Here is a 19,978-nt window from a genome sequence, read left to right as displayed (position 1 = left end):
TGTCCGGCGAGTAAAAAGTGTCATCAGGATAGCATCAAGCCAATGTAGAAATAAACACAATTTCAATTTTCAACAGATGTTGATTGGAAGCTCAAGTTAGATTACTTTTGTTGAAGGTCGCAACGAATTGTCGATGCACCGAACAGGATTTCCCGTTGACAGTGGTGTGCAAGGGGATAACTGAAATCAACAACTGTTGAAAAATCTTACTGAGAGAACTGAAATGAGAAACCTTGCGCTGTTCACTGTCTTCACATCCACCTTAATCCTTGCCGGTTGTTCATCCAGTGCGCAGCGCCAGGCTGAGTGTGAGGCTCAGGGCATTTCCCAGGATACCTGCTATCTGACAGAACAAAATCGTAAAACGGCTGTGAATGGAGCTGCGCAAAAGCAGGCTATGGAAAATGCTCAGGCTCTTTATCCAGTGCAAAAAGCTCAGAGCGCCCATCGTACCAGCGAGGGTTCTCATTCTGCGGCATCGGCTAACAAGTCAAAACTATGGGAAGGGATGAAGTTAATCGTCACTGCCAGCGGCTTGACGGTGGATGGTAAACCTGCAGCAGAAGTAGAGAAAACAGCTAAAACTACCGTGTATCAGCAGGGGCTGTTTAATTACATCGTATACAGCAACGGCAAGATTGGCGTAACTGATACCAGCAATACATTTAAGGGCTACGCAAAATAATGAAAATCAAAATATTAGCTCTTGTTGTTGCTGCTTGTTCCTTCTCTGTACATGCTGCTGATTTGGCAGCCGCTCAGGAAGCCGTAGCACATGCCCAACGTATGAATGACGCCGCACAGGGTGATGTCGATTCAACACAATCAACATATGGTAAAGGCTCTCCCGCTGCCTGGGCTGATGCTTCTAATCATGCTGGGGCATTACGTGCACAAACTGAATCAGATTTAAAGGCGGCTAACCAGAACTTAACTAATGCGCAAGCACAAGCAAAATTAGAGAGTTATGGCACGAAAATGAATTCGGCTGGCAATCCTGTTTCTATGGTTACAGGAACTAAAATGAATCCTACCGGTAGCCCTGTTGTTTCGGTGGTCGGTCAAACAGGGAACAGCACGATGAATGTTTCTTCTTCCACCCTTGCCCCTTCCACCAAAGTGAAAACAGATAAAGGGATCGTGACTGCGGGCTCACTTCCTAAAAACACCCAAGTATCTGTCGCTTTTAACAGCGTGTTCAGTTCCCCAGTGAAAGGCGGAAGTCATCATTCTGTTAGCCGCAGTAGTGGTGAACATGGAACTGGGAATGGTGCTAATAATGCGGCGAATAGTCAGAGTGCACATGGTTTAGGAGGTAGTGAATCTATCGGTGGTGGTCGCAATAGCGGTGGTTTTCATTACTGAGAAAAATCAAATGCCCGATATTACTGGTTTTGCTTTAGACCACTGGGTTATTACTGGTTGGATACCGCTGGCATTACTTTTCGCTATTTCACAAAGTAAGCTTTTTATTAATGGTGTTGTGAGATCGGGTAACTCACATATTTATGAAATTTTCGTGAATGTTATCGTTGGTGCGGGCTCTATCTGGGTCATCGTCAGCGCTATAACGATACTTAAAAATATCTGGTTAAGTGTATGAAGAAAGTGCTGCTACTTGTTATAGGTATTTTGGTTGGTTGCGTTGATACTTTGCCTATGGCGTCAAATGTTACACCGTTTACACCTCATATATCGCGCTCGAATGCTGAAATAATAGCAAGGTATAAACAGGCCCGTGAAAATGGATTTAGCCATGGTTCAGCATATCAATATGCCAGAGGGGATCGGACTTACACACCTGAACAACTCGATGTGATCGGGTTGAATGAAATGTTAAACGGGACTCAATTAGTTTGATGCAGTAATAAGCCTGTTAGTAGATAATTTCTACACCCTCATGACCTGATAGCCAATGGCCGTCAGTAATCATGAGGTTTTTTTAGGCACTCGAAAAGGTTGAGACTGCGCTTTACAGAGCGAGCGAGAAATGGACCAAATAGATGCTATTTTAACGTAGGGGATTCGCCGCTGGTTTAAATTATCGACAAAAACAAAGTTCTGACGCGCAGTCTTTTACTTTAATGATTCTCAGTAAGTTTAAAAGTTCAAGATCAGTATCAATATTATATTTCTTTTTAATGATCAACTTATGAGCATGCGCAGTTTTAGTGTTTATGTTCAAAAATCTAGCTATCTCATCCATTTTTTCACTGCGATCAAATAAATTGGCAAAATTAATTTGTTGAGGTGATAAAGCCCTGTGCTTACAATCAAAGCAGTTCCTTGAAGGATATGTTTTATAGCTATCAGGAGAAACCATCCATGTTTTAATTATTGCCTCACGCACAGTATTAATGGAAGCAGATTTACTGATAAATACCGTATTACTCAAACAGAGTGGTAACTCTAAAGAGTATGGGGTTTTGTTTCCTTCATAAAACCCAAATATAATACTATTGTTCTTTCTCGTTTGTAGTGTTTGATGGCAAACGACACTTTCACCGGCAATAAATTCCATGACGATGATATCGGCACATGCAATAGCACCTTGCGCAAGTTCTACAATAGTTAACACGCCCTCTTTTTTAAGATCATAAAAAATTTGATGCATTAAATTCGTAATACCAAAACGAAATGCACTGTCTTCTGTTTTAATGAGTAAGTTACACATAGTCTTTTAATTATTCGCTCTGATATTATCACAAAATATTTTGTGAATTAATTAGCCAGCCTCGCGATTGAAAAATAGCCGCTGAGTAACACCCTCCTCGGCCAATATTTCATTCAGCGATAGATTTTCTAGTTATAGACAATACTGGCTGTTACCACTGCAGCAATAGTGCCCGGGGTGACGGCCCCATTTTGGGTGTAGGCGCGAGCACGTAATAGATAGGAATAAGCATTGCTGGCAATGGTACCCGAAATAGTTTTCCCATCACCTAGCGGTGCAGCAACCTGGCTTTGCAGTTGAACAGCGATGTTTTGTGCCGAGCCGGTGTTCTTATACATATCAACTGGATTTGCGGTATCCGCCGTGCCATGCATCGTCATAATTGCGGTTGTGGTACCTGCAGGACAGGAGGTCAAATTAATCGTAAAATTCGTCCACGTAGTCGCCTGACCAGCCGTTTGAAGATCCGACGCCTGAATGTTTTGCCCGAGATCAACGGATTTGCTCACGCTATCACTGCTTATCTGACAAGGTGAAGCAACAATATTACCTGTAATATTAAGTGTGACGGGGTCGACTGCATAGCCATAAGCGCTCGCCATCAATAAACAAGCTGTTGCGATTTTATTCATTTTCATTTTGAATTCCATATTTATTGATAGGTTAAATTAAGCGTAGCCGATGCGTTTGCCGTACCCGTGCCGACAGCTGTTTTAGTTTGGTAATAACGCGCCGTTAGTGGGAATGTTTCCTGACCACCAGAAGAACGTTTTAAAACAATATTGCTATTCAATACCAGCGGCGTACCATTATAAATAATTTGCACCCCTACTCCTTTTGCCACGTTGGCGCCTCCCTGATTAGTTAATGCAAGGACACTGGTATTTGAGACATCCGGATTTTGCGTTCCCGATAAACTCACATTTATATTTGCCTGGGCATCGCAATTTAACCCAAGGTTTTGAGTATTCTGGGCAACTGATGGCGTTGTCCCCACACTTGATCCAAAATTTGAAGCCAATATATCCCCAATTGGGAAGGTTAAATTTGGTGTGGTAATTGAACAGGCCACTTGTGTTATTGAACCAGAGCCAGCATAAATAGGAATATCTGCGACAGAGCTACCACCCGTCCGAGCCGTTCGCCCAAAAAATGCAGCTATTTGCCCAGATAAAGAACCCGATGTGATATTCCCTGTTTTCCAAAATTGTATCATAGGCTGGAACCGATAGGTATCGGTATCACCCGGGTTGGACGTCCACAGACTAACTGAGGTATTTGTGCTGTCATTGATATAATAGGTGCCCGACGCTGAAGCTGCTGCTGCAGTTTCATTTGTGTAATATCCAATTGATATGCCAACACCTGGAACATTAGTATTATAAACACGGGCTCCACTCGTTGAAGTAAAAGCATAGGATAAAATAAAACTGCTCAAACCTGCCGATGAACCTTCATTTCCCGACGTTCTACAGACGTACCCTGTCGCATATGTGCCGGAAATAGCATTGCTAATGGCTTGACCTACTTGCGCATCGCGCTGAGCAACGATATTTCCGTAGTTAATTGTATAAGGTGAACCGATAAAGCTGTAAGTACAGCAATAGCCATACGCTGGTAAAATAAATATCAAAAAGAGAATTGCACGTTTAAGTAGTGACATGTTTCGCACCATTTTTCACTGGAATATGTAATGTGGTATTAACGGCAGATGGCATTTATTACCTGCACACCTTTCGTATCTGTTGACGGAATATGCACATCAACACGACATTGTTCATTTTGTTTATCACCCCATTTGACTAATAGATTAGCAATCTTATCCAGGCCTGTTAAATAGACCTGCCCCTGGTCACCAACGATTGAACCCTGCCCTTTATTATTCTCGTTGCTAACAATCGCGCCAAAAGGTACAAACTGCCTGTTAGCCTGAGTCAAAGTGACTAACGCACGCATCCCGACGTTCGCAATATATTCCGCCCGCACAACTGCACCTCGGGTTGGAATAACCGTTGCTGTGGTTAAATCAAGCTCTACGTTATCCGGCATCATATCCGGGGATAAGGTGACATCATTTTTACGGAACGGCGTTAAATTACTGACAACGGTATAACCGCGATAATCTGTTTTGGCACCACTCTGGTTCTGTATTCCTACACCGGATGCACCAGGTGCTTTAATTAATACGTTAGTTTCACCCAGCGGTTGAGAAAGAGTGACTCCATCAGCATGTGCCATAATACCGCCTTGCAGGCCGTAGTTCAGACGATTGCTATTTTTGTCATAACCATATCCCGCGGTCATTTCACCATAGGCGCCTTTATAATCGGCATTCATGGTTCCGGTCGCGCCAACATTATTCGTGCCATACCCCTGCTGTACGTTCCAGTTCAGCGCATTGTTTTCAAGCGCAACACCGTTTAAACCAACAGAATGCGTTGTGCCACTGTTTTTACTCGAGTTCATGGCGTAATTCGCCCACGTTCCTGGCAGGAAGCGCTCCAGCGGAACACTGGCGTTCAGAGCAATCTGCTGATCTTTATCATAACGGGACGATTCGCTGTAACCGTCCGACGCACCGTTTTTGCTGTAGGTGTAAGTAATACCAAAGTTAACGCCCCCCCAGGAATTGTTATAACCAGTGCTGTACGACTCCATGGCTTTGCCGTTATTCCAGTAGTCTTCGCGAATAGCACCAATCATCAGCGAACCGAAATTCCCCCCCAGAGACTGGCTCATCGTCAGTTCCATGCGGTTACGACGGCGGTCGATGATGTCGCTATTGCGGCTATAGGAATCCAGTACTTCCTGCATGCCGTAATAGCCACTGGTGGAATAGCGATAGCCTGCAATAGCAAAGTTAGTCCCCGTATCAACAAAGTTTTTGCTGTAACGCGCACGCCATGACTGCCCGGTAGACTTAACGTCATCCTGCGGTTTGGACCATGCCTGGGTCACGTCAACTGAAACCGCACCAAAATCGCCCATGTTCTTGCCAATACCAGAAGCTAAAGACTGATATTTACTGGATTCCTGAACGCCACCGTAAATGGTGTATCCCTTTGATAAGCCATAAATAGCGGTGAGCTGTGAGAATGGCGTTTTATCTACGCTGTTATCATAAGAGCGATACAGACCGCCGGTAATAGCGTATTTCAGATGCCCTTCACGTTGAAGAAGTGGCAGTGACGCAAAGGGTACGCTGAAATGTTGCTCGCTGCCGTCCGCTTCTTTAATAGTGACATCCAGATCGCCCGCTCCGCCGGTTGGGTACATGTCGGTGATTTCAAAAGCTCCTGGTGCTACGTAACTTTGATAAATGATGTAACTGTTTTGACGAATAACCACCTGAGCGTTGGTGCGTGCAATCCCACGTACAACCGGGGCATAACCTCTCATTGAATCTGGCAGCATGTCGTCATCCGACGCGAGCTGAGCACCACGAAACGGCATGCTGTCGAAAATATCGGAGGGAGCAGAGCTGTCGCCTGCAGTAAACTGCGCCTTCAGTGGAATAATATCGCGCTGAGCATAGGTATAAACGGTGTCCCATTTGTCCTGACCCTTGCTGTCCCGGTTCCAGGTCGTGTAGTTACGTAGACGCCATGGCCCAATATTTATTCCTGGGCGCAGGTTGGCATACTGCGTATTAGTGGCGCTGCTATTATTCCCACGAGCCCAGTTATTGGCACCGCTAAGGCTATAGTTCAACATCCCGGCAGTGATACCTTCATCCCATTTTTCCGGTGGAACATAGCCACGGGCCTGAGGTGCAAGCGCCGCCTGTGGAATACTGATTAACAATCGTTGGGTGCCGAACTGAAAATCCGTGGAAGCCTGAGGAATGGCGCCGAAATTGACACACTGCTCATCAGTTTTCAGCTCAGGGAAGAGTTCTGTTTTCACGCCCCAGCTTTTAAGCGTCTCAAGACTGATACATGGCGCTAAATTTTGATCGCCATTTTTATCAGTGATCGCTTTAAACTCGACGTCGCGGGTATCCACCAGTTGTTCGTCAAGAATAATATCGACATGATATACACCTGGTGCTTGAGAGCCTGCTTCATAAGCCGAAAGATCCGTCTTACCTGCGCCAGGATTACCGACCTCAAGCAATTCGGGATTGAATGTATCGCGAGCATTAGCAACCTGAGTCCAACTGCTTAGAGCGACCGCAATATAAATGGCCATCCTGGCAGGCTTAAATATTTGTTTTTTTGAGGTCATTACCATCACCTATGTCATTTCCTGTTATTGCGGTCTAATTTTTAAATGGTGGTGTTATGTATTTTGCCAGGACCGCCGTAATCATTAATTACGGTGAATGTGGCATTTCCACCATGAATACCTTTTGGCAAATCGAAACGCGCCGTTGACCCCGGAAGTACATAGGTTACGTTTTCAACTTTTCTCCCAGCTACGGTGATCTCATTAAAATTCATTACGAAGTGCGTTGGATTAGTTACCTGTATTTGATTGCCGACAACCGACCAGGTTAACATTTCAGCCTGTTCTTCTGGCGTCGTGCCTTTTAATGACGCAGGACGATAAATTAGTTTCAAACTTGTTTTCACCGCAATTTGTAAAGTGTTATCTTTTTTCGGTGCGGATGGAATGGCTTTTATATTTAACCAGTAAAGACTTTCTTTATCTTGCGGCAGCGTACCGGTTAAAATAATACGCTCAACGTTTTGCTGCGTAGGGTCAAGGCGATAAAGCGGAGGTGTAATAACAAAAGGAGCTTTCTCCGCGCCACCATTTTGCGTCTCAATCCAGGACTGAATAAGATACGCGGTGCTGTCCGGGTTGTTAACGCTAATAGATGCTTCCTTTTTATTGCCATCATAAATAACACGGGTTCCACCGATAATAACTCCTGCATTGGCAGCGCAAACACCTGAGTTAATGATTACCAGAGCAATTAAAGTTTTACGAAGAAAATTCATTTTGTACCTCTATAAAAAAGAGGTCGGGTTAGCCGACCCCTTATAATTTCCGGCAGGAAATTAGTTGTAGATAACAGAGAAGTTAGCTACAGAATTTGCCGGACCAGCAGTCACTGCAGCTGCAGTTGATTTATATTGAGCGTAGAAATCAAGATTGTTATTTGCGGTGCTGCTCAGGACGTAGTTGTAGCCATTATCGCCGTGCAGTGGCAGTTGAACCATATCTGCAGACATCAGGTTGATCGCCACATTGGTTGCTGCACCTGCAACGGTGCTGTCGATAGCCAGCAGAGTAGAATCAGTTGCTTCTGGTGTGCCGTCAAAGCGAACGTGTGCAGCAGTTACTGCTGCCGGGCAATCTTTCAACACGATGGTGAATTTCTTAGCCGCAGTCACCGCACCAGTAGCAGCGAATTCAGACTTGTTATATGAACCCAGGGCCACAGTCTGGTTCTGGGAAGCAACATCAACAGTACAAGCCGCATCTAAAATTTCACCGGTGAAATTTACAGTACCAGCAGTAGCGAAAGCATTAGATGCAGACAAAGCAGCTACAGCAGCGAAAGCAACAGCGATGATATTCTTTTTCATTTATTAATTCCTTGAGAATAAATTTATTATTCCTGTGAATACCATCCTGGCTTAAATGAATTCAAGCTTTTAGGAATGTGGTATTTAAACAGGTTTCCTTGCCTCTTACATTTGAGCGAAGATAAATGCCATCACTCTCACTAAAATAAAAGGATTGTGAGAGCCTTAAATAAACCCAACTATTTAATTAGTTATTTACGTTAACGACATTATCTTGCTGACGACAAATATAAATAAGGCGAGTAGCTAAAACAATTTGTTTTTAGGCCAACTGTAGACTCATGCATTAACATTCGTGAAACATATGAGCGATAAACTGGTTTGTTCATGGAGGGATTGATATAAATTAATAGTTTCTATGTCATTACTTATTTTGAATAATTTGGCTGGCAACAAAAAATCACTCATGATAAATGTTAATGTTTAGTTAAAGGAAAGGTCTAAACATAGACCATTTTTCTATTTAACTCATAAATAGTCAGTAGGATACTTGCAGGCGTAATTTTTTAGCCCAATGTTATCTATGGAATCATCTTCATGAAGACAAAGTTCTCTACAGAACATTCATCAACGTCCGCGCCCTTTGCTGCCACTAAGCCAATTGAGCACATACAGAGACTTATTGATCATATTAGGCCATATGCAGAGGAGTTCCCCCGCACCAGAGGCGAGGCTTTACGTTACATGAGCAATAATATAAGAGTGTGTTATCTCTTATTGGAAGGCGGGGCATCGCTACACCGTCGCGGCGATGGGATGGTGCTTAATTCCGAGCAGGCTCCCTTTATTTTAGGAGTGGGCTACCAGAATTCTTCACAAGACCACATATATGTACGCGCGATGCTAGATGCAAAAATAGTCCAGGTTCCTTTGGAGAGATTTAACTTAATCGTCCAAAAGGAAGAGCTTTGGGAAAGCGTGTGTAGAATGATCGTTTATACCGCTTCAAGAGTTTATGAACATTGCATACTCATTTCGCAATTGTCATCTTATGAGATAATTAAAATTCATTTACTTGAATTAATGCAAGAACCTGAACGCGTGCGCCTTAGTGTTACCGCTGCAAACTACATACAAAATAGAACCTATTTATCCCGAAGCGGGATCATGAAAATAATTTCCAATTTACGCAATGCGGAGTGTATCACATTAAATCGAGGTGTTTTACTTAGCATAAATCATTTACCCTCTAAATATTAATATTCGAAAATAACAATCTTGACGGATAATTAAAATTTCCCCACCTGGAACGCAAATGCATCTATACTTAATAGTAGGATCAATCTACTATTACGATATAGGATGCTCTAATGAATGAAACTGATATGTTTCCGACGTACTTATCTGTCCCCTCACCTTTTGCACGTGAAATCATCGATAAATTGCTGCCCTACGCAATATTAAAAACATATCCTGCAAGGCGAAAACTGATGGTTTCTAGCGAAAATGTGCATTTCTCTTATCTCATCTCGCATGGGAGCTTTGAATATCATCGTCAAAATGATGATCTTATCGTCGGTTTTAGCAAGGCCCCTGCGATAATGGGAATGAGCAATTATACCGAGATGTTCCTTGGCTGCTACATCAAAACGCTCTCTACATGTGAAATAGGTATACTACCTACCCGTGAGGCTCTTGAAGTTATTGATAAACTAAATTTGTGGAAAACGCTTGCGGAGCATCTTTTTGTTATCAATGCAAAGTTATTCACGGTCTATCAGCACGTTTCTGGCCCCACTACTTACGCGTTAGTTCGTGCTCAAATTTTAGAACTGATGAGTGAAACTCAAAATATTCGCAACTCAACGACAATTGAAAATTACATTAGCAGTAAAATAAATCTTTCTCGCAGTGGGATTATGAAAATTTTATCATCCCTGAAACAAGGAGGCTATATTGAAATAGAGCGAGGAAAACTGGTAAAAATGAATTCATTGCCAAAAGAATATTAGATTAACAGTCAAATGGGATACAACATGTCGAGATAACGGCTTTGCCATCCTATAACTTAGGACCTAAGGCAACTGTTCGCGGAGCGATCGCAATTCCTTCGCAGTGGAATGAGGCTGACACCGGCCATAGATGGCAGAGGAATAGAGACGACCATTATCATCAACGATCTGACAAAGGCATTTGAAAGGTTCGCCCACTGTTGGGATGTCATGTAACTGTGTAGCTTCAACAGGAGTGTCGAAGTCGACCGTAATGATAACATCTTTAACCCAAGAGTCAGGAAGTCGCTGTATCATTAAAAGTTCAGCCAGTAAGGATGTGTAGCGCCGTGCTATGTGATTCATCAAGTCAACGCTGGTATTGTGTTTATGCATGGGGAATGAGAACCCCACGGAGGTGAGCCCTCTTTCGGCAACGAAAAGCTTTAACTGCCCAATAGACCAATATCCACCGAACTCGTTATTTCGGCTGACAAAGCTTCCATTAAGTGAATTAGCTATTCCTCTAAGTTCGGTTCTTCGTGCCATTATTGATTCCTGTCTGCTGGTCAAATTCTTCAATCTGTAACCGTAAACGGTATCGAATCACTGTGCCAGTCTTCATTACTTGTCATGCCAGCTTCACACCCTGAGCCGCCCACATGACTTTGTGGAAGCCATTAGCGAAATGCGGACTGTCAAATGGGGCTGAGCCTCATGCCTAACCCTCAGTCCATAACAACTGCAGCGTAAAGGGAACCGGATCCCTCTCAAAGCTTTTGAACCCGAAAACTGACCGGTTCGAAACATTGCTAGAACGCGGGATTTTATCTTTTCAGCATTTTCAAAATGATCCAGTGTCATCTCCACATTCAGTCAGTTGTACACCCCCGCCTGTTCACATAAGCCCTCGTCGATACTGTAAATTTCGCAGTGCATATGAGTCAGTGCTAAAATGTCGCAACATTTCAAAAAATAGAACAAAAAATGAGCACCGATACTTTGATGAAATTAAGCATTATCATCCCATGCTATAACGCTGCTGACTTTATTGAAGAATGTCTGGAATCTGTCCTCCCTTATGCTAAAAGTGATGTAGAGATAATTATTGTCAATGATGGCTCAACGGACAACAGCAACGAAATTATAATAGAGACTTCGCAGCGCTATCCTGAAAAAAATCTGATCGTTATCGATCAAGAAAATGCTGGGTTATCTGCTGCCAGAAACAAAGGGTTAAGTATTGCGTCTGGTGAATATATTTCGCTGCTGGATTCAGATGATTTTTATCATCAGGACTTTTGGTCCGAAATTCCACCGCTACTTAATGATTCAACGATTGATATTATCGAGTTTAATGCTGATCAGTTTGAAAGTGAGATTTCAAATATAGTCGAGCACATTGATTGTGTAGTTTTTGCCGGCAAAGAACGGATTGTGTCTATTGAACAACTGAAACCTGCATTTCAACGGTGCAAATGGTATCCGTGGGCCAGGGTCTATAAGAAATCGTTGTTTATTGAGAACGGTATTGAGTTTCCGGAAGGCCGGTTGTACGAGGACATGAGCACAGTCCCTGCTTTGTATTTGAAAAGCAAATGTATTTTTGGAATCAACAAATCACTGATCTGGTATCGTTTTCATAAGAAAAGTATCACGCAGACCTTTAGACAAAACGATCTTTCTGATTTAGTTTACGTGGCAACAACATTATCTGTTCTTTCAAAAGAAAGACCTGAAACAAAAGCAATACTTTTTCCAACGGTTCAAAGAGTGTTTAACTTTATAAAATACATGCTCATTAAGAATAAGCATGCGATTTTTTCACTTCAAGAACAGCGGAAATTACAAAAAGCTTTAATGCCTTTTATAAGTGAATTCAGAATTTCCAGAAAGATTCAAATTCTCATTCTGCCTTTTTATCTCAGCACTGTTGTCAGGTTAAGAAAGAAATAGCGCCCATTATACTACGTGGGTTTTACGCCCACATTGGCTTAAAGTGCACAATGCATTTCTCTACAACCCCACTATTCAAGTGGGGTATCTGGTCTGGAAAAAAGCTCAGTCCTTTTTACCTGGCATCATGCGCAGCAAGGTATTGTCTTTCCACACATAATGATGAAAAAGTGCCGCAAAAGCATGAATGCCGATAACGAAGTAGCCAATATTGGCGATGAGTTCGTGGTAGCTTTTGATGGTGAACTCCATATCCTCATCAGGCTCAATCGCATGTGGCATCGAAATGCCAAATACCGACCAGTCGCTGCCTTTAAAGTACACGGTTAAGAAACCCAGGATCGGCAGAATAATGAACATCAAATAGATGATGGTGTGTACTAAATGCGACACTCCGGTGATTGCCGGGTGCGGCTTCGGCGTTATCGCTGGCGCACGGTATTTAATACGAACCAGCAGACGCACAATCATCAAAAAGAAGACGCTGATCCCGCAGGTAACATGAGTGGCATTAAAGATTGGCCGATAAGAACGAGGTGCAAAACCTTTCAGTTCCATCGCGCAATAAGCCCCCACTACCAGTAAAAAAACCAGCCAATGAAGCGTTATCTGTAACGCGGTGTATTTGCTACGCATTTGAGTGCCCTGCTTTGTCACAATGATTTTTCCAGGATAGCGGCAATCCCTCTAAAAATCATTAACATCTGATGAAATTCCCTCTCAATTTTCTTAACAACATCGGTTTGCGCCCCCTCAATTCTGAACCATCACTACAATTGATTAAGATTTAAGCAATTCTCAATGTTGAGATACGAGGTTATGGTTATGAAAAAAATCGGTATTAATGGTTTTGGTCGTATTGGTCGGCTGGTATTGCGTCGTGTGCTGGAAACCCAAAGTGAGGTGGAGATTGTCGCCATCAATGATCTTACGTCGCCGCAAGTTCTGGCCTATCTGCTCAAGCATGACTCCAGTTATCGTAACTTCGATGGCACGGTTGATTACACCGACGATTCGTTGGTGGTCAACGGCAAGAAAATTGCGGTGTATGCCGAGAAAGACGCCAAAAATATTCCGTGGGGAAAAGATGGCGTAGAGATAGTCATTGAATGCACCGGTTTCTATACATCGGAAGAAAAAGCCAGCGCGCATCTGGACGCAGGAGCGAAGAAAGTACTCATTTCTGCCCCTGCGGGTGACATGAAAACCATTGTTTTCAATGTGAACTGCAACACCATTACGTCTGAGGATAAAATCCTATCCGTCGCATCTTGTACCACTAACTGTCTTGCACCCATGGCAAAAGCCCTGCATGACAACTTCGGCATTAAACTCGGCACCATGACCACCATCCACGCTTATACCGGCACACAATCGCTGGTGGACGGCCCCCGAGGGAAAGATTTGCGAGCGTCTCGAGCCGCTGCGCAAAATATCATTCCTCATACTACCGGTGCGGCAAAAGCTATTGGCCTGGTTATCCCTGAATTGCAGGGCAAGCTTAAAGGACATGCGCAACGTGTGCCGACTCTGACAGGTTCAGTGACGGAGTTAGTCTCGATTCTTGAGAAAAAAGTGACGGTCGATGAGATTAATGCCGCCCTGAAAAAGGCAACGGAAAACAATGAATCATTTGGCTATACCGATGAAGAAATTGTTTCGTCTGACATCGTCGGTACGCATTTTGGCTCTGTGTTCGATGCGACCCAAACAGAGGTCACGGAAGTCGGGGATTTGCAATTAGTGAAGACGGTCGCCTGGTATGATAACGAATATGGTTTTGTGACTCAGTTGGTGCGGGTTTTGGACGCCGTCGCCAAAGAGTAATGCATTCCCTCTCCCGACACGCTGTCGTGTCCGGGAGAGGATTTTCAGGATTACTTCAGTAAGCGCACACGAACAGCTTTGCCTTTAATCTTGCCTTGCTGTAGCTGTTTCCAGGCATGACGTGCCACTGACTGGCGAACCGCGACATACACGTGCATTGGATGAACATCAATTTTACCGATATCCGCCCCATCCAGCCCCATATCACCGGTCAGTGCACCGAGAATATCGCCCGGACGCATTTTCGCTTTTTTGCCCCCGTCGATGCACAGCGTCGCCATTGTAGCTTCAAGTGGCTTGATGCTGCCGCCCGTTGGTGCGGGTTGCCAGTTCAGAGACAAATTGAGCATTTCCGCTAACACGCTGGCGCGTTGGGCTTCTTCAGGAGCACACAGGCTGATAGCCAGGCCGCTTTCACCCGCACGCGCAGTACGGCCTATGCGGTGAACGTGAACTTCGGGATCCCATGACAATTCATAGTTAATGACCATTTCCAGCGCTTTAATATCCAGCCCGCGCGCTGCAACATCTGTTGCCACCAGCACACGGCTGCTGCCATTGGCGAAACGCACCAGCGTCTGGTCACGGTCACGCTGTTCCATATCGCCGTGCAGTGCCAACACACTTTGGTTGCTTTCCGTCAACGCATCACAAACGGCCTGGCAATCTTTTTTGGTATTACAGAACACCACACAAGATGCAGGCTGATGCTTGCTGAGCAATTTTTGCAACAGGCTGATTTTCCCACTGCGGGAGATTTCATAGAACTGCTGTTCGACTGACGGCAATTCATCTACTGAATCAATTTCGATCGTTTCTGGCGTTCGCTGTACGCGGGAGCTGATGGCTGCAATTGCCGTTGGCCACGTCGCGGAGAACAACAATGTCTGCCGGTCTTGTGGCGCATGGCCAATAACATCGTCAATGGCATCGGCAAAACCCATGTCCAGCATGCGGTCAGCTTCATCCAGCACCAGCGTTTGCAGTGCTTCTAAATTGACAGTCTCTTTTTTCAGATGATCGAGCAAACGGCCAGGCGTGGCCACAATCACATGCGGCGCGTGTTGCAGCGAGTCGCGCTGCGCACCAAACGGTTGCCCACCGCACAGCGTCAATATTTTGATATTTGGCATGTAACGCGCCAGGCGGCGTAACTCTTTGGCCACCTGGTCGGCCAGTTCGCGCGTTGGACACAACACCAGTGACTGAGTCTTAAACTGGCTCGCATCAATGTGTTGCAGCAAACCAAGTCCAAATGCGGCCGTTTTGCCGCTGCCGGTTTTTGCCTGTGCACGGACATCTTTCCCAGCCAGTATTGCGGGTAATGCAGCCGCCTGAACAGGCGTCATGGTGTGATAACCAAGTTCGGTGAGGTTGGCGAGTTGTTCTGCAGGCAGAACGTTTAGGGTAGAAAAAGATGTCACAATTATACTCTCAATTAATGGGCTGGCAGACAGCGTCTGGCGCGCATGTTAGCAGATTTGAGGGGGTAACGCTGCTGACGTTTTGTTTGCATTTTCAGGGCGATGTTTAGTGCGTCATTTAAAATCATGAAAACAGATGAGGGTTAATGGCCAAGTTCAGAATTTAACTTTATTCATGGTCACCCACGTCATGAGCTGTAGCATGAATATTCCTGACAACATTAAGCTATTAATCAGAAGCGTTGCCCCTACTTTATTGACCGCGCTGAGTTTGCCCCCTCCATTGAATCTCATCGCCGCGACGGTGGTGTCCGGTATTCTGAGCAAGAATCTGCCCACCAATGCGGCGCAGCAACTCAATAATGCCGGAAACGCGATAAACCCAGCGGCCATGACACCTGAACAAATCGTTGAGATCATCAAAGATAATCAAACGTCCCCGACCATCGTTACTGACCTTAGAAGCGCTGAAGAAAGTCTGAAGCATTATGAGATAACGTCAGGCATACGTTTTGCTGAGCTGGCTTTACAGGAAAAACAAAGTATTCAGGACTTTCAGGTTAATTCAGGCATCGCCGGTAATATCTTTAATTCAGGCATTAAAATTGTCTGGATAGCCATGGGCGGATTGTTGGTCGTTATTATTACCTCGTTATTATTGCTTATTCCTGGCATACAAATCCCTAGTGAAAAGCAGAGTATCGTGACGGCGGTATTCGGCATCATCGGTACTGTCATTGGTTTTATCAACGGATTAGCATCCAACATCGTTGGCTATTATTGGGGCAGTAGCCAGGGGTCGAAAGAGAAAGGCATCGAGATGGCCAGCAGCTTTAAGAATCTCGGCGAAAGTGTTGCAAAAACACTGGAGACGAATGCGGCGACCGCGAGCAACACCGCATCTAATGCGCCTCAGGAAAAACCGCTGCAGGAGATCCCCCGCTCCAGCGCCCGTGGTTCTGACGATATCGCCTCTCCTCCCGTTCCCGCGAAGCCCACCCTGCTCAATGACACGTGGAGTGAGCTGGCCGCCCCGCATGAATTTATTAGCAGCGGTGTGAGCTGGAATTTGCAGAAAGACGGTATTTCAATTCAGGGGACCACCCCGTCAGGCACACAAGGTAAACCGACCACCGTTGAGAAAATATGGGATCTGTATGGCCCGTATTGCGTGCAAGCCTCGAAAATGTACGGTGTTCCCATTGAACTGATCATCGCAACTATCGCTACAGAAAGTGGTGGTGACAGGAACGCCAGACGCGCGGAACCGCAAATCCATGACGAAAGCGTTGGGTTAATGCAGACGCTGGTCAAAACGGCACGAGGCGCATTGGGCCGGCCTTCACTTACCGGAGACGACCTGCTTGACCCCGCCACCTCTATTGAAGCCGGAACGGCTTATATTGCCCATCAGCGCTACGTGACTCATTTTGACCCGCCTAAAGTTGCCGCAGCCTATAACGCAGGATCATTGCGCGTTGATAATGCGCCAGCCAACCGCTGGAAAATGCACTGTTATCCAAAAGGAACCGGCAGACATATTGATAACTTTGTCTCTTGGTTTAATGATTGTATGAAAGAAGAAGTGCAAGTGAAATGGAATGAAAATAAAGACATCAGTGCCTTTAGTTCTATATTTAAATAGCACCATCCTGTTCTGACTTGAATGAGGCCAGCTATGAGTAAAAACATTATCTTTTGCGCTGACGGCACCTGGAATGGACCGAATAATGACGATGACGGCGACCGCATTCCAGACAGGACAAATGTCTTACGGCTATTTTCGGAACTTGACGGCACAGCAGATGCCCCTGATATGTTTCTGCGTAATGAGCAAGAAAAAGTCGCCACCACAAAATCTGGGGTGGTTTATCAGGTGAGTAAATATCTGCATGGTGTTGGCGACTCAAATAACTGGCTGGAAAAAATAATGGGCGGTGTATTTGGTGCGGGAATGGTGGAGCGTATTGTGCGCGGTTATACCTTCATCAGCAGAAATTATGTGAAAGGAGACAAGATCTATCTGGTTGGATTTAGCCGTGGTGCGTATACGGTGCGAGCGCTGGCTGGAATGATTGGTAAATGTGGCCTGCTGGATGCGACACAATACGACCTGAGTAATGATAAAGAGGAAGCGTATCGACTGGGCGCCGCCGTATGGAGAAGCTATCGAGAACATTCTAATGTCGATGGAAATTTACTGGATAAAATCATCCGCGATGCACCCTACTTTCTTCATGACAAAGTCGACCCTAATAAGATGCTCTATTTTGTCCCTATTGAAGCCGTGGCGGTCTGGGAAACGGTGGGAGCATTAGGGATCCCCAAATACTGGAATGACGAGCGCGTGGATGTCTATCGTTTTACCGATACCGGCCTCGGTGAACACGTTAAAAATGGCAGACAGGCATTAGCGATTGATGAGATGCGGCGGGATTTTACCCCGACCTATTGGGATCAACGGAAAAATATTGTCCAGGTGCTTTTCCCTGGTATTCATGCTGATATCGGTGGTGGTTATAGCAGCGTGAATAATGGCAATGGTTTATCTAACGGCGCGTATTTATGGATGCGAGATGAACTGGTTAATCTTGGTGTAAAACTGCAAGCCGGTAACTGGATTGCTGACTACTGCGGGCAAATCCATTGTGAGTGGTACAAGATTAAATATTCGCTGAGCGTACGCAAATTTAAAAGGCCGGCATCTGCTGATCTGGCCATTCATCACTCAGCTATTTCCCGGATTAACTACCCCAATCCTTTACCTGTGCAGGACAGTAAAGGTCAGTGGGTCACGCAAATTTATCGGCCTGCGTCACTGGTGTCATTTTTTGATAGTCAATGGAAACCGGCACCCGATATTTTCATTGTGTAAACGGCAATGAAACGACTATAAGAAAAATCTCATGGAATCACTAACGGATCTTCACATCCCTTAATTACAATGCGAAGCTACGAGCAGTTCACATATAAAAATAGGGTTGTAATGAAAAAGTTAATGATAGCGATGGTAGCGGCAGTGGTCTTATCTGGTTGTGCACAACAGACTTTTACCATTAACAAAGATATTGCGGAGAAACCGCAGCAAACGACAACGCACCACTTCTTTGTTAGTGGAATTGGCCAAACTAAAACCGTTGATGCTGCAGCGGTGTGTGGTGGTGCTGATAAAGTGGTACGTACTGAAGTTCAACAGACCTTTGGCGATGGTTTCCTGAGCTTTATTACCTTTGGTATTTATACCCCACGCGACGCTCGCGTGTACTGCTCTAAATAAGCCATTATGCCGGTGTCACTCACCGGCATTTAATTCTTACTCTCAACATATTAACCGTTACCCTTCCGCATGTTACCACCAGATAATTGTCAGACTTTCTTGAAAAGACGATTCCCACTGATTTGGGCATTCAAAATAGCCAGTGCCCTGCTGGTTATACTGTTACTGCTCTGGCTAACCCTGCTCGTTAATGCGTTCGATGCTCCGGCACATATGCCTACATTTCTTGATAAAATTACCGCGACTGGCAGAGTCTCTCCAAAACAAGCATAACGAAACCGTGCTTCACGGGGCGTTTTTACTGCAATTCGTGCTGACATTCGTCGCCGCAATCCGTACCATACACGCCATGTAGCTAGCCATGCCCCTGTGGCGCCCCTTTTAGCGTTAGAGTGCCAATTAAATGCAAGACAAACAAGACGTTACCAAGAAAGAGCAATACAACCTCAACAAATTACAAAAACGCCTGCGTCGTAACGTGGGTGAAGCGATCGCTGATTACAATATGATTGAAGAAGGCGACCGCATTATGGTCTGCCTGTCTGGCGGCAAAGATAGCTACACCATGCTGGAAATTCTGCGCAATTTGCAGCAGAGCGCGCCAATCAACTTCAGCCTGGTTGCGGTTAACCTTGATCAGAAACAACCGGGGTTCCCTGAGCATATTCTGCCGCAGTATCTGGAAAGTATCGGTGTCGAATACAAAATCGTCGAAGAAAACACTTACAGCATTGTGAAAGATAAGATCCCGGAGGGCAAAACCACCTGTTCTCTGTGCTCTCGTTTACGCCGCGGCATTCTTTATCGCACTGCAACTGAGTTGGGCGCGACGAAAATTGCGCTGGGACATCACCGCGACGACATCCTCCAGACGTTGTTCCTGAACATGTTCTATGGCGGCAAGATGAAAGGCATGCCACCAAAACTGATGAGTGATGACGGCAAGCATATTGTGATTCGTCCACTGGCTTACTGTCGCGAAAAGGACATTGAGCGCTTTGCCACCGCGCGTGAATATCCCATTATTCCATGCAACTTATGTGGCTCTCAGCCGAATCTGCAACGTCAGGTGATAGGCGATATGCTGCGAGACTGGGATAAACGCTATCCAGGCCGTATCGAAACCATGTTCAGCGCGATGCAAAATGTGGTGCCTTCGCACATGTGTGACACCGAATTGTTTGATTTTGCGGGTATCACGCACGGTGCAGAAGTGGTTGATGGCGGCGATTTGGCCTTTGACCGCGAAGAGCTGCCAATGCAACCTGTGGGCTGGCAGCCAGAAGAAGATGACAACGAAGCACCAATGCAGCGTCTCGATATTCTCGAAATCAAGTAATCCTCTCATCCCT

At 45.1% G+C, this 19,978-nt stretch carries 21 protein-coding genes; 12 read left to right on the top strand and 9 right to left on the bottom strand.

The genetic code is table 11. The features are described from left to right. Positions 1–196 precede the first annotated feature (196 nt). Genes OH773_RS10260 through OH773_RS10245 form a run of 4 tightly spaced genes read left to right on the top strand, consistent with a single transcriptional unit; the run spans position 197 to position 1,860 of the window. Positions 197–685, top strand: a complete 489-nt coding sequence (locus OH773_RS10260; protein ID WP_270145401.1) for a hypothetical protein — start codon at positions 197–199, stop codon at positions 683–685. Next, positions 685–1,365 (top strand): hypothetical protein, encoded by a 681-nt coding sequence (locus OH773_RS10255; protein WP_270145399.1) that lies wholly within the window; start codon positions 685–687, stop codon positions 1,363–1,365. Before OH773_RS10260 ends, OH773_RS10255 begins: the two co-directional genes overlap by 1 nt. A 10-nt stretch (positions 1,366–1,375) precedes the next feature. Further along, a complete protein-coding gene (locus OH773_RS10250; protein ID WP_270145397.1) occupies positions 1,376–1,603 on the top strand; it encodes a hypothetical protein in 228 nt (75 codons plus the stop codon). Continuing rightward, positions 1,600–1,860 carry a hypothetical protein gene (locus OH773_RS10245; RefSeq protein WP_270145395.1) on the top strand — a complete coding sequence of 87 codons (261 nt, stop codon included), beginning with the start codon at positions 1,600–1,602 and terminating at the stop codon, positions 1,858–1,860. Before OH773_RS10250 ends, OH773_RS10245 begins: the two co-directional genes overlap by 4 nt. Before the next feature lie 181 nt (positions 1,861–2,041). Here the strand turns inward: OH773_RS10245 and OH773_RS10240 are convergent, their stop codons facing one another. From OH773_RS10240 to OH773_RS10215, 6 genes are all read right to left on the bottom strand, one after another. Next, positions 2,042–2,674, bottom strand: a complete 633-nt coding sequence (locus tag OH773_RS10240; protein WP_270145392.1) for a helix-turn-helix transcriptional regulator — start codon at positions 2,672–2,674, stop codon at positions 2,042–2,044. A 128-nt stretch (positions 2,675–2,802) separates the two neighbouring features. Beyond that, a complete protein-coding gene (locus OH773_RS10235; RefSeq protein ID WP_270145390.1) occupies positions 2,803–3,312 on the bottom strand; it encodes a fimbrial protein in 510 nt (169 codons plus the stop codon). Between the two features lie 14 nt (positions 3,313–3,326). After that, positions 3,327–4,337, bottom strand: a complete 1,011-nt coding sequence (locus tag OH773_RS10230) for a fimbrial protein (protein WP_270145388.1) — start codon at positions 4,335–4,337, stop codon at positions 3,327–3,329. A gap of 38 nt (positions 4,338–4,375) precedes the next feature. Next, positions 4,376–6,901, bottom strand: coding sequence for a fimbria/pilus outer membrane usher protein (locus OH773_RS10225; RefSeq protein ID WP_270145386.1), 2,526 nt, complete (start codon positions 6,899–6,901; stop codon positions 4,376–4,378). Between the two features lie 41 nt (positions 6,902–6,942). Further along, positions 6,943–7,620, bottom strand: coding sequence for a fimbrial biogenesis chaperone (locus tag OH773_RS10220; protein ID WP_270145384.1), 678 nt, complete (start codon positions 7,618–7,620; stop codon positions 6,943–6,945). A 60-nt stretch (positions 7,621–7,680) separates the two neighbouring features. Then, positions 7,681–8,211 carry a fimbrial protein gene (locus OH773_RS10215; RefSeq protein ID WP_270145382.1) on the bottom strand — a complete coding sequence of 177 codons (531 nt, stop codon included), beginning with the start codon at positions 8,209–8,211 and terminating at the stop codon, positions 7,681–7,683. Between the two features lie 537 nt (positions 8,212–8,748). Between OH773_RS10215 and OH773_RS10210 the strand changes: the two genes are divergently transcribed. Both OH773_RS10210 and OH773_RS10205 read left to right on the top strand, forming a co-directional pair. After that, on the top strand, positions 8,749–9,411 hold the full coding sequence (locus OH773_RS10210) for a helix-turn-helix domain-containing protein (protein WP_270145381.1): 663 nt from the start codon (positions 8,749–8,751) through the stop codon (positions 9,409–9,411). A 110-nt stretch (positions 9,412–9,521) separates the two neighbouring features. Next, positions 9,522–10,163 (top strand): helix-turn-helix domain-containing protein, encoded by a 642-nt coding sequence (locus OH773_RS10205; RefSeq protein ID WP_270145380.1) that lies wholly within the window; start codon positions 9,522–9,524, stop codon positions 10,161–10,163. 63 nt (positions 10,164–10,226) lie between these two features. Here the strand turns inward: OH773_RS10205 and OH773_RS10200 are convergent, their stop codons facing one another. After that, positions 10,227–10,691, bottom strand: coding sequence for a hypothetical protein (locus OH773_RS10200; protein ID WP_270145378.1), 465 nt, complete (start codon positions 10,689–10,691; stop codon positions 10,227–10,229). 438 nt (positions 10,692–11,129) lie between these two features. Here OH773_RS10200 and OH773_RS10195 point away from each other — a divergent pair, with 438 nt between their 5' ends. Next, positions 11,130–12,098 carry a glycosyltransferase gene (locus tag OH773_RS10195; RefSeq protein ID WP_270145375.1) on the top strand — a complete coding sequence of 323 codons (969 nt, stop codon included), beginning with the start codon at positions 11,130–11,132 and terminating at the stop codon, positions 12,096–12,098. Positions 12,099–12,203: 105 nt separating this feature from the next. Here the strand turns inward: OH773_RS10195 and cybB are convergent, their stop codons facing one another. Then, positions 12,204–12,734, bottom strand: a complete 531-nt coding sequence (gene cybB / locus OH773_RS10190; RefSeq protein ID WP_270145373.1) for a cytochrome b561 — start codon at positions 12,732–12,734, stop codon at positions 12,204–12,206. Between the two features lie 189 nt (positions 12,735–12,923). Here cybB and gap point away from each other — a divergent pair, with 189 nt between their 5' ends. Beyond that, on the top strand, positions 12,924–13,925 hold the full coding sequence (gene gap / locus OH773_RS10185; RefSeq protein WP_270145371.1) for a type I glyceraldehyde-3-phosphate dehydrogenase: 1,002 nt from the start codon (positions 12,924–12,926) through the stop codon (positions 13,923–13,925). Positions 13,926–13,975: 50 nt separating this feature from the next. Here gap and dbpA read toward each other — a convergent pair whose 3' ends face one another. Further along, positions 13,976–15,349 carry an ATP-dependent RNA helicase DbpA gene (dbpA, locus tag OH773_RS10180; RefSeq protein ID WP_270145369.1) on the bottom strand — a complete coding sequence of 458 codons (1,374 nt, stop codon included), beginning with the start codon at positions 15,347–15,349 and terminating at the stop codon, positions 13,976–13,978. Positions 15,350–15,551: 202 nt separating this feature from the next. On the opposite strand from dbpA, the gene OH773_RS10175 reads away from it, so the two are divergent. From OH773_RS10175 to ttcA, 4 genes are all read left to right on the top strand, one after another. Further along, positions 15,552–16,994 (top strand): lytic transglycosylase domain-containing protein, encoded by a 1,443-nt coding sequence (locus OH773_RS10175; protein WP_270145367.1) that lies wholly within the window; start codon positions 15,552–15,554, stop codon positions 16,992–16,994. A gap of 33 nt (positions 16,995–17,027) precedes the next feature. Beyond that, complete coding sequence (locus OH773_RS10170; protein ID WP_270145365.1) at positions 17,028–18,224, top strand: DUF2235 domain-containing protein; 1,197 nt, start codon at positions 17,028–17,030, stop codon at positions 18,222–18,224. Between the two features lie 111 nt (positions 18,225–18,335). Further along, a complete protein-coding gene (locus OH773_RS10165) occupies positions 18,336–18,626 on the top strand; it encodes a Bor family protein (protein WP_270145363.1) in 291 nt (96 codons plus the stop codon). Between the two features lie 403 nt (positions 18,627–19,029). Further along, complete coding sequence (ttcA, locus tag OH773_RS10160; RefSeq protein WP_270145361.1) at positions 19,030–19,965, top strand: tRNA 2-thiocytidine(32) synthetase TtcA; 936 nt, start codon at positions 19,030–19,032, stop codon at positions 19,963–19,965. Positions 19,966–19,978 lie beyond the last annotated feature (13 nt).

It is taken from the genome of Buttiauxella sp. WJP83 (assembly GCF_027594725.1).
Lineage (GTDB): Bacteria > Pseudomonadota > Gammaproteobacteria > Enterobacterales > Enterobacteriaceae > Buttiauxella > Buttiauxella selenatireducens.
This window is presented reverse-complemented; position numbering and strand designations above follow the sequence as displayed.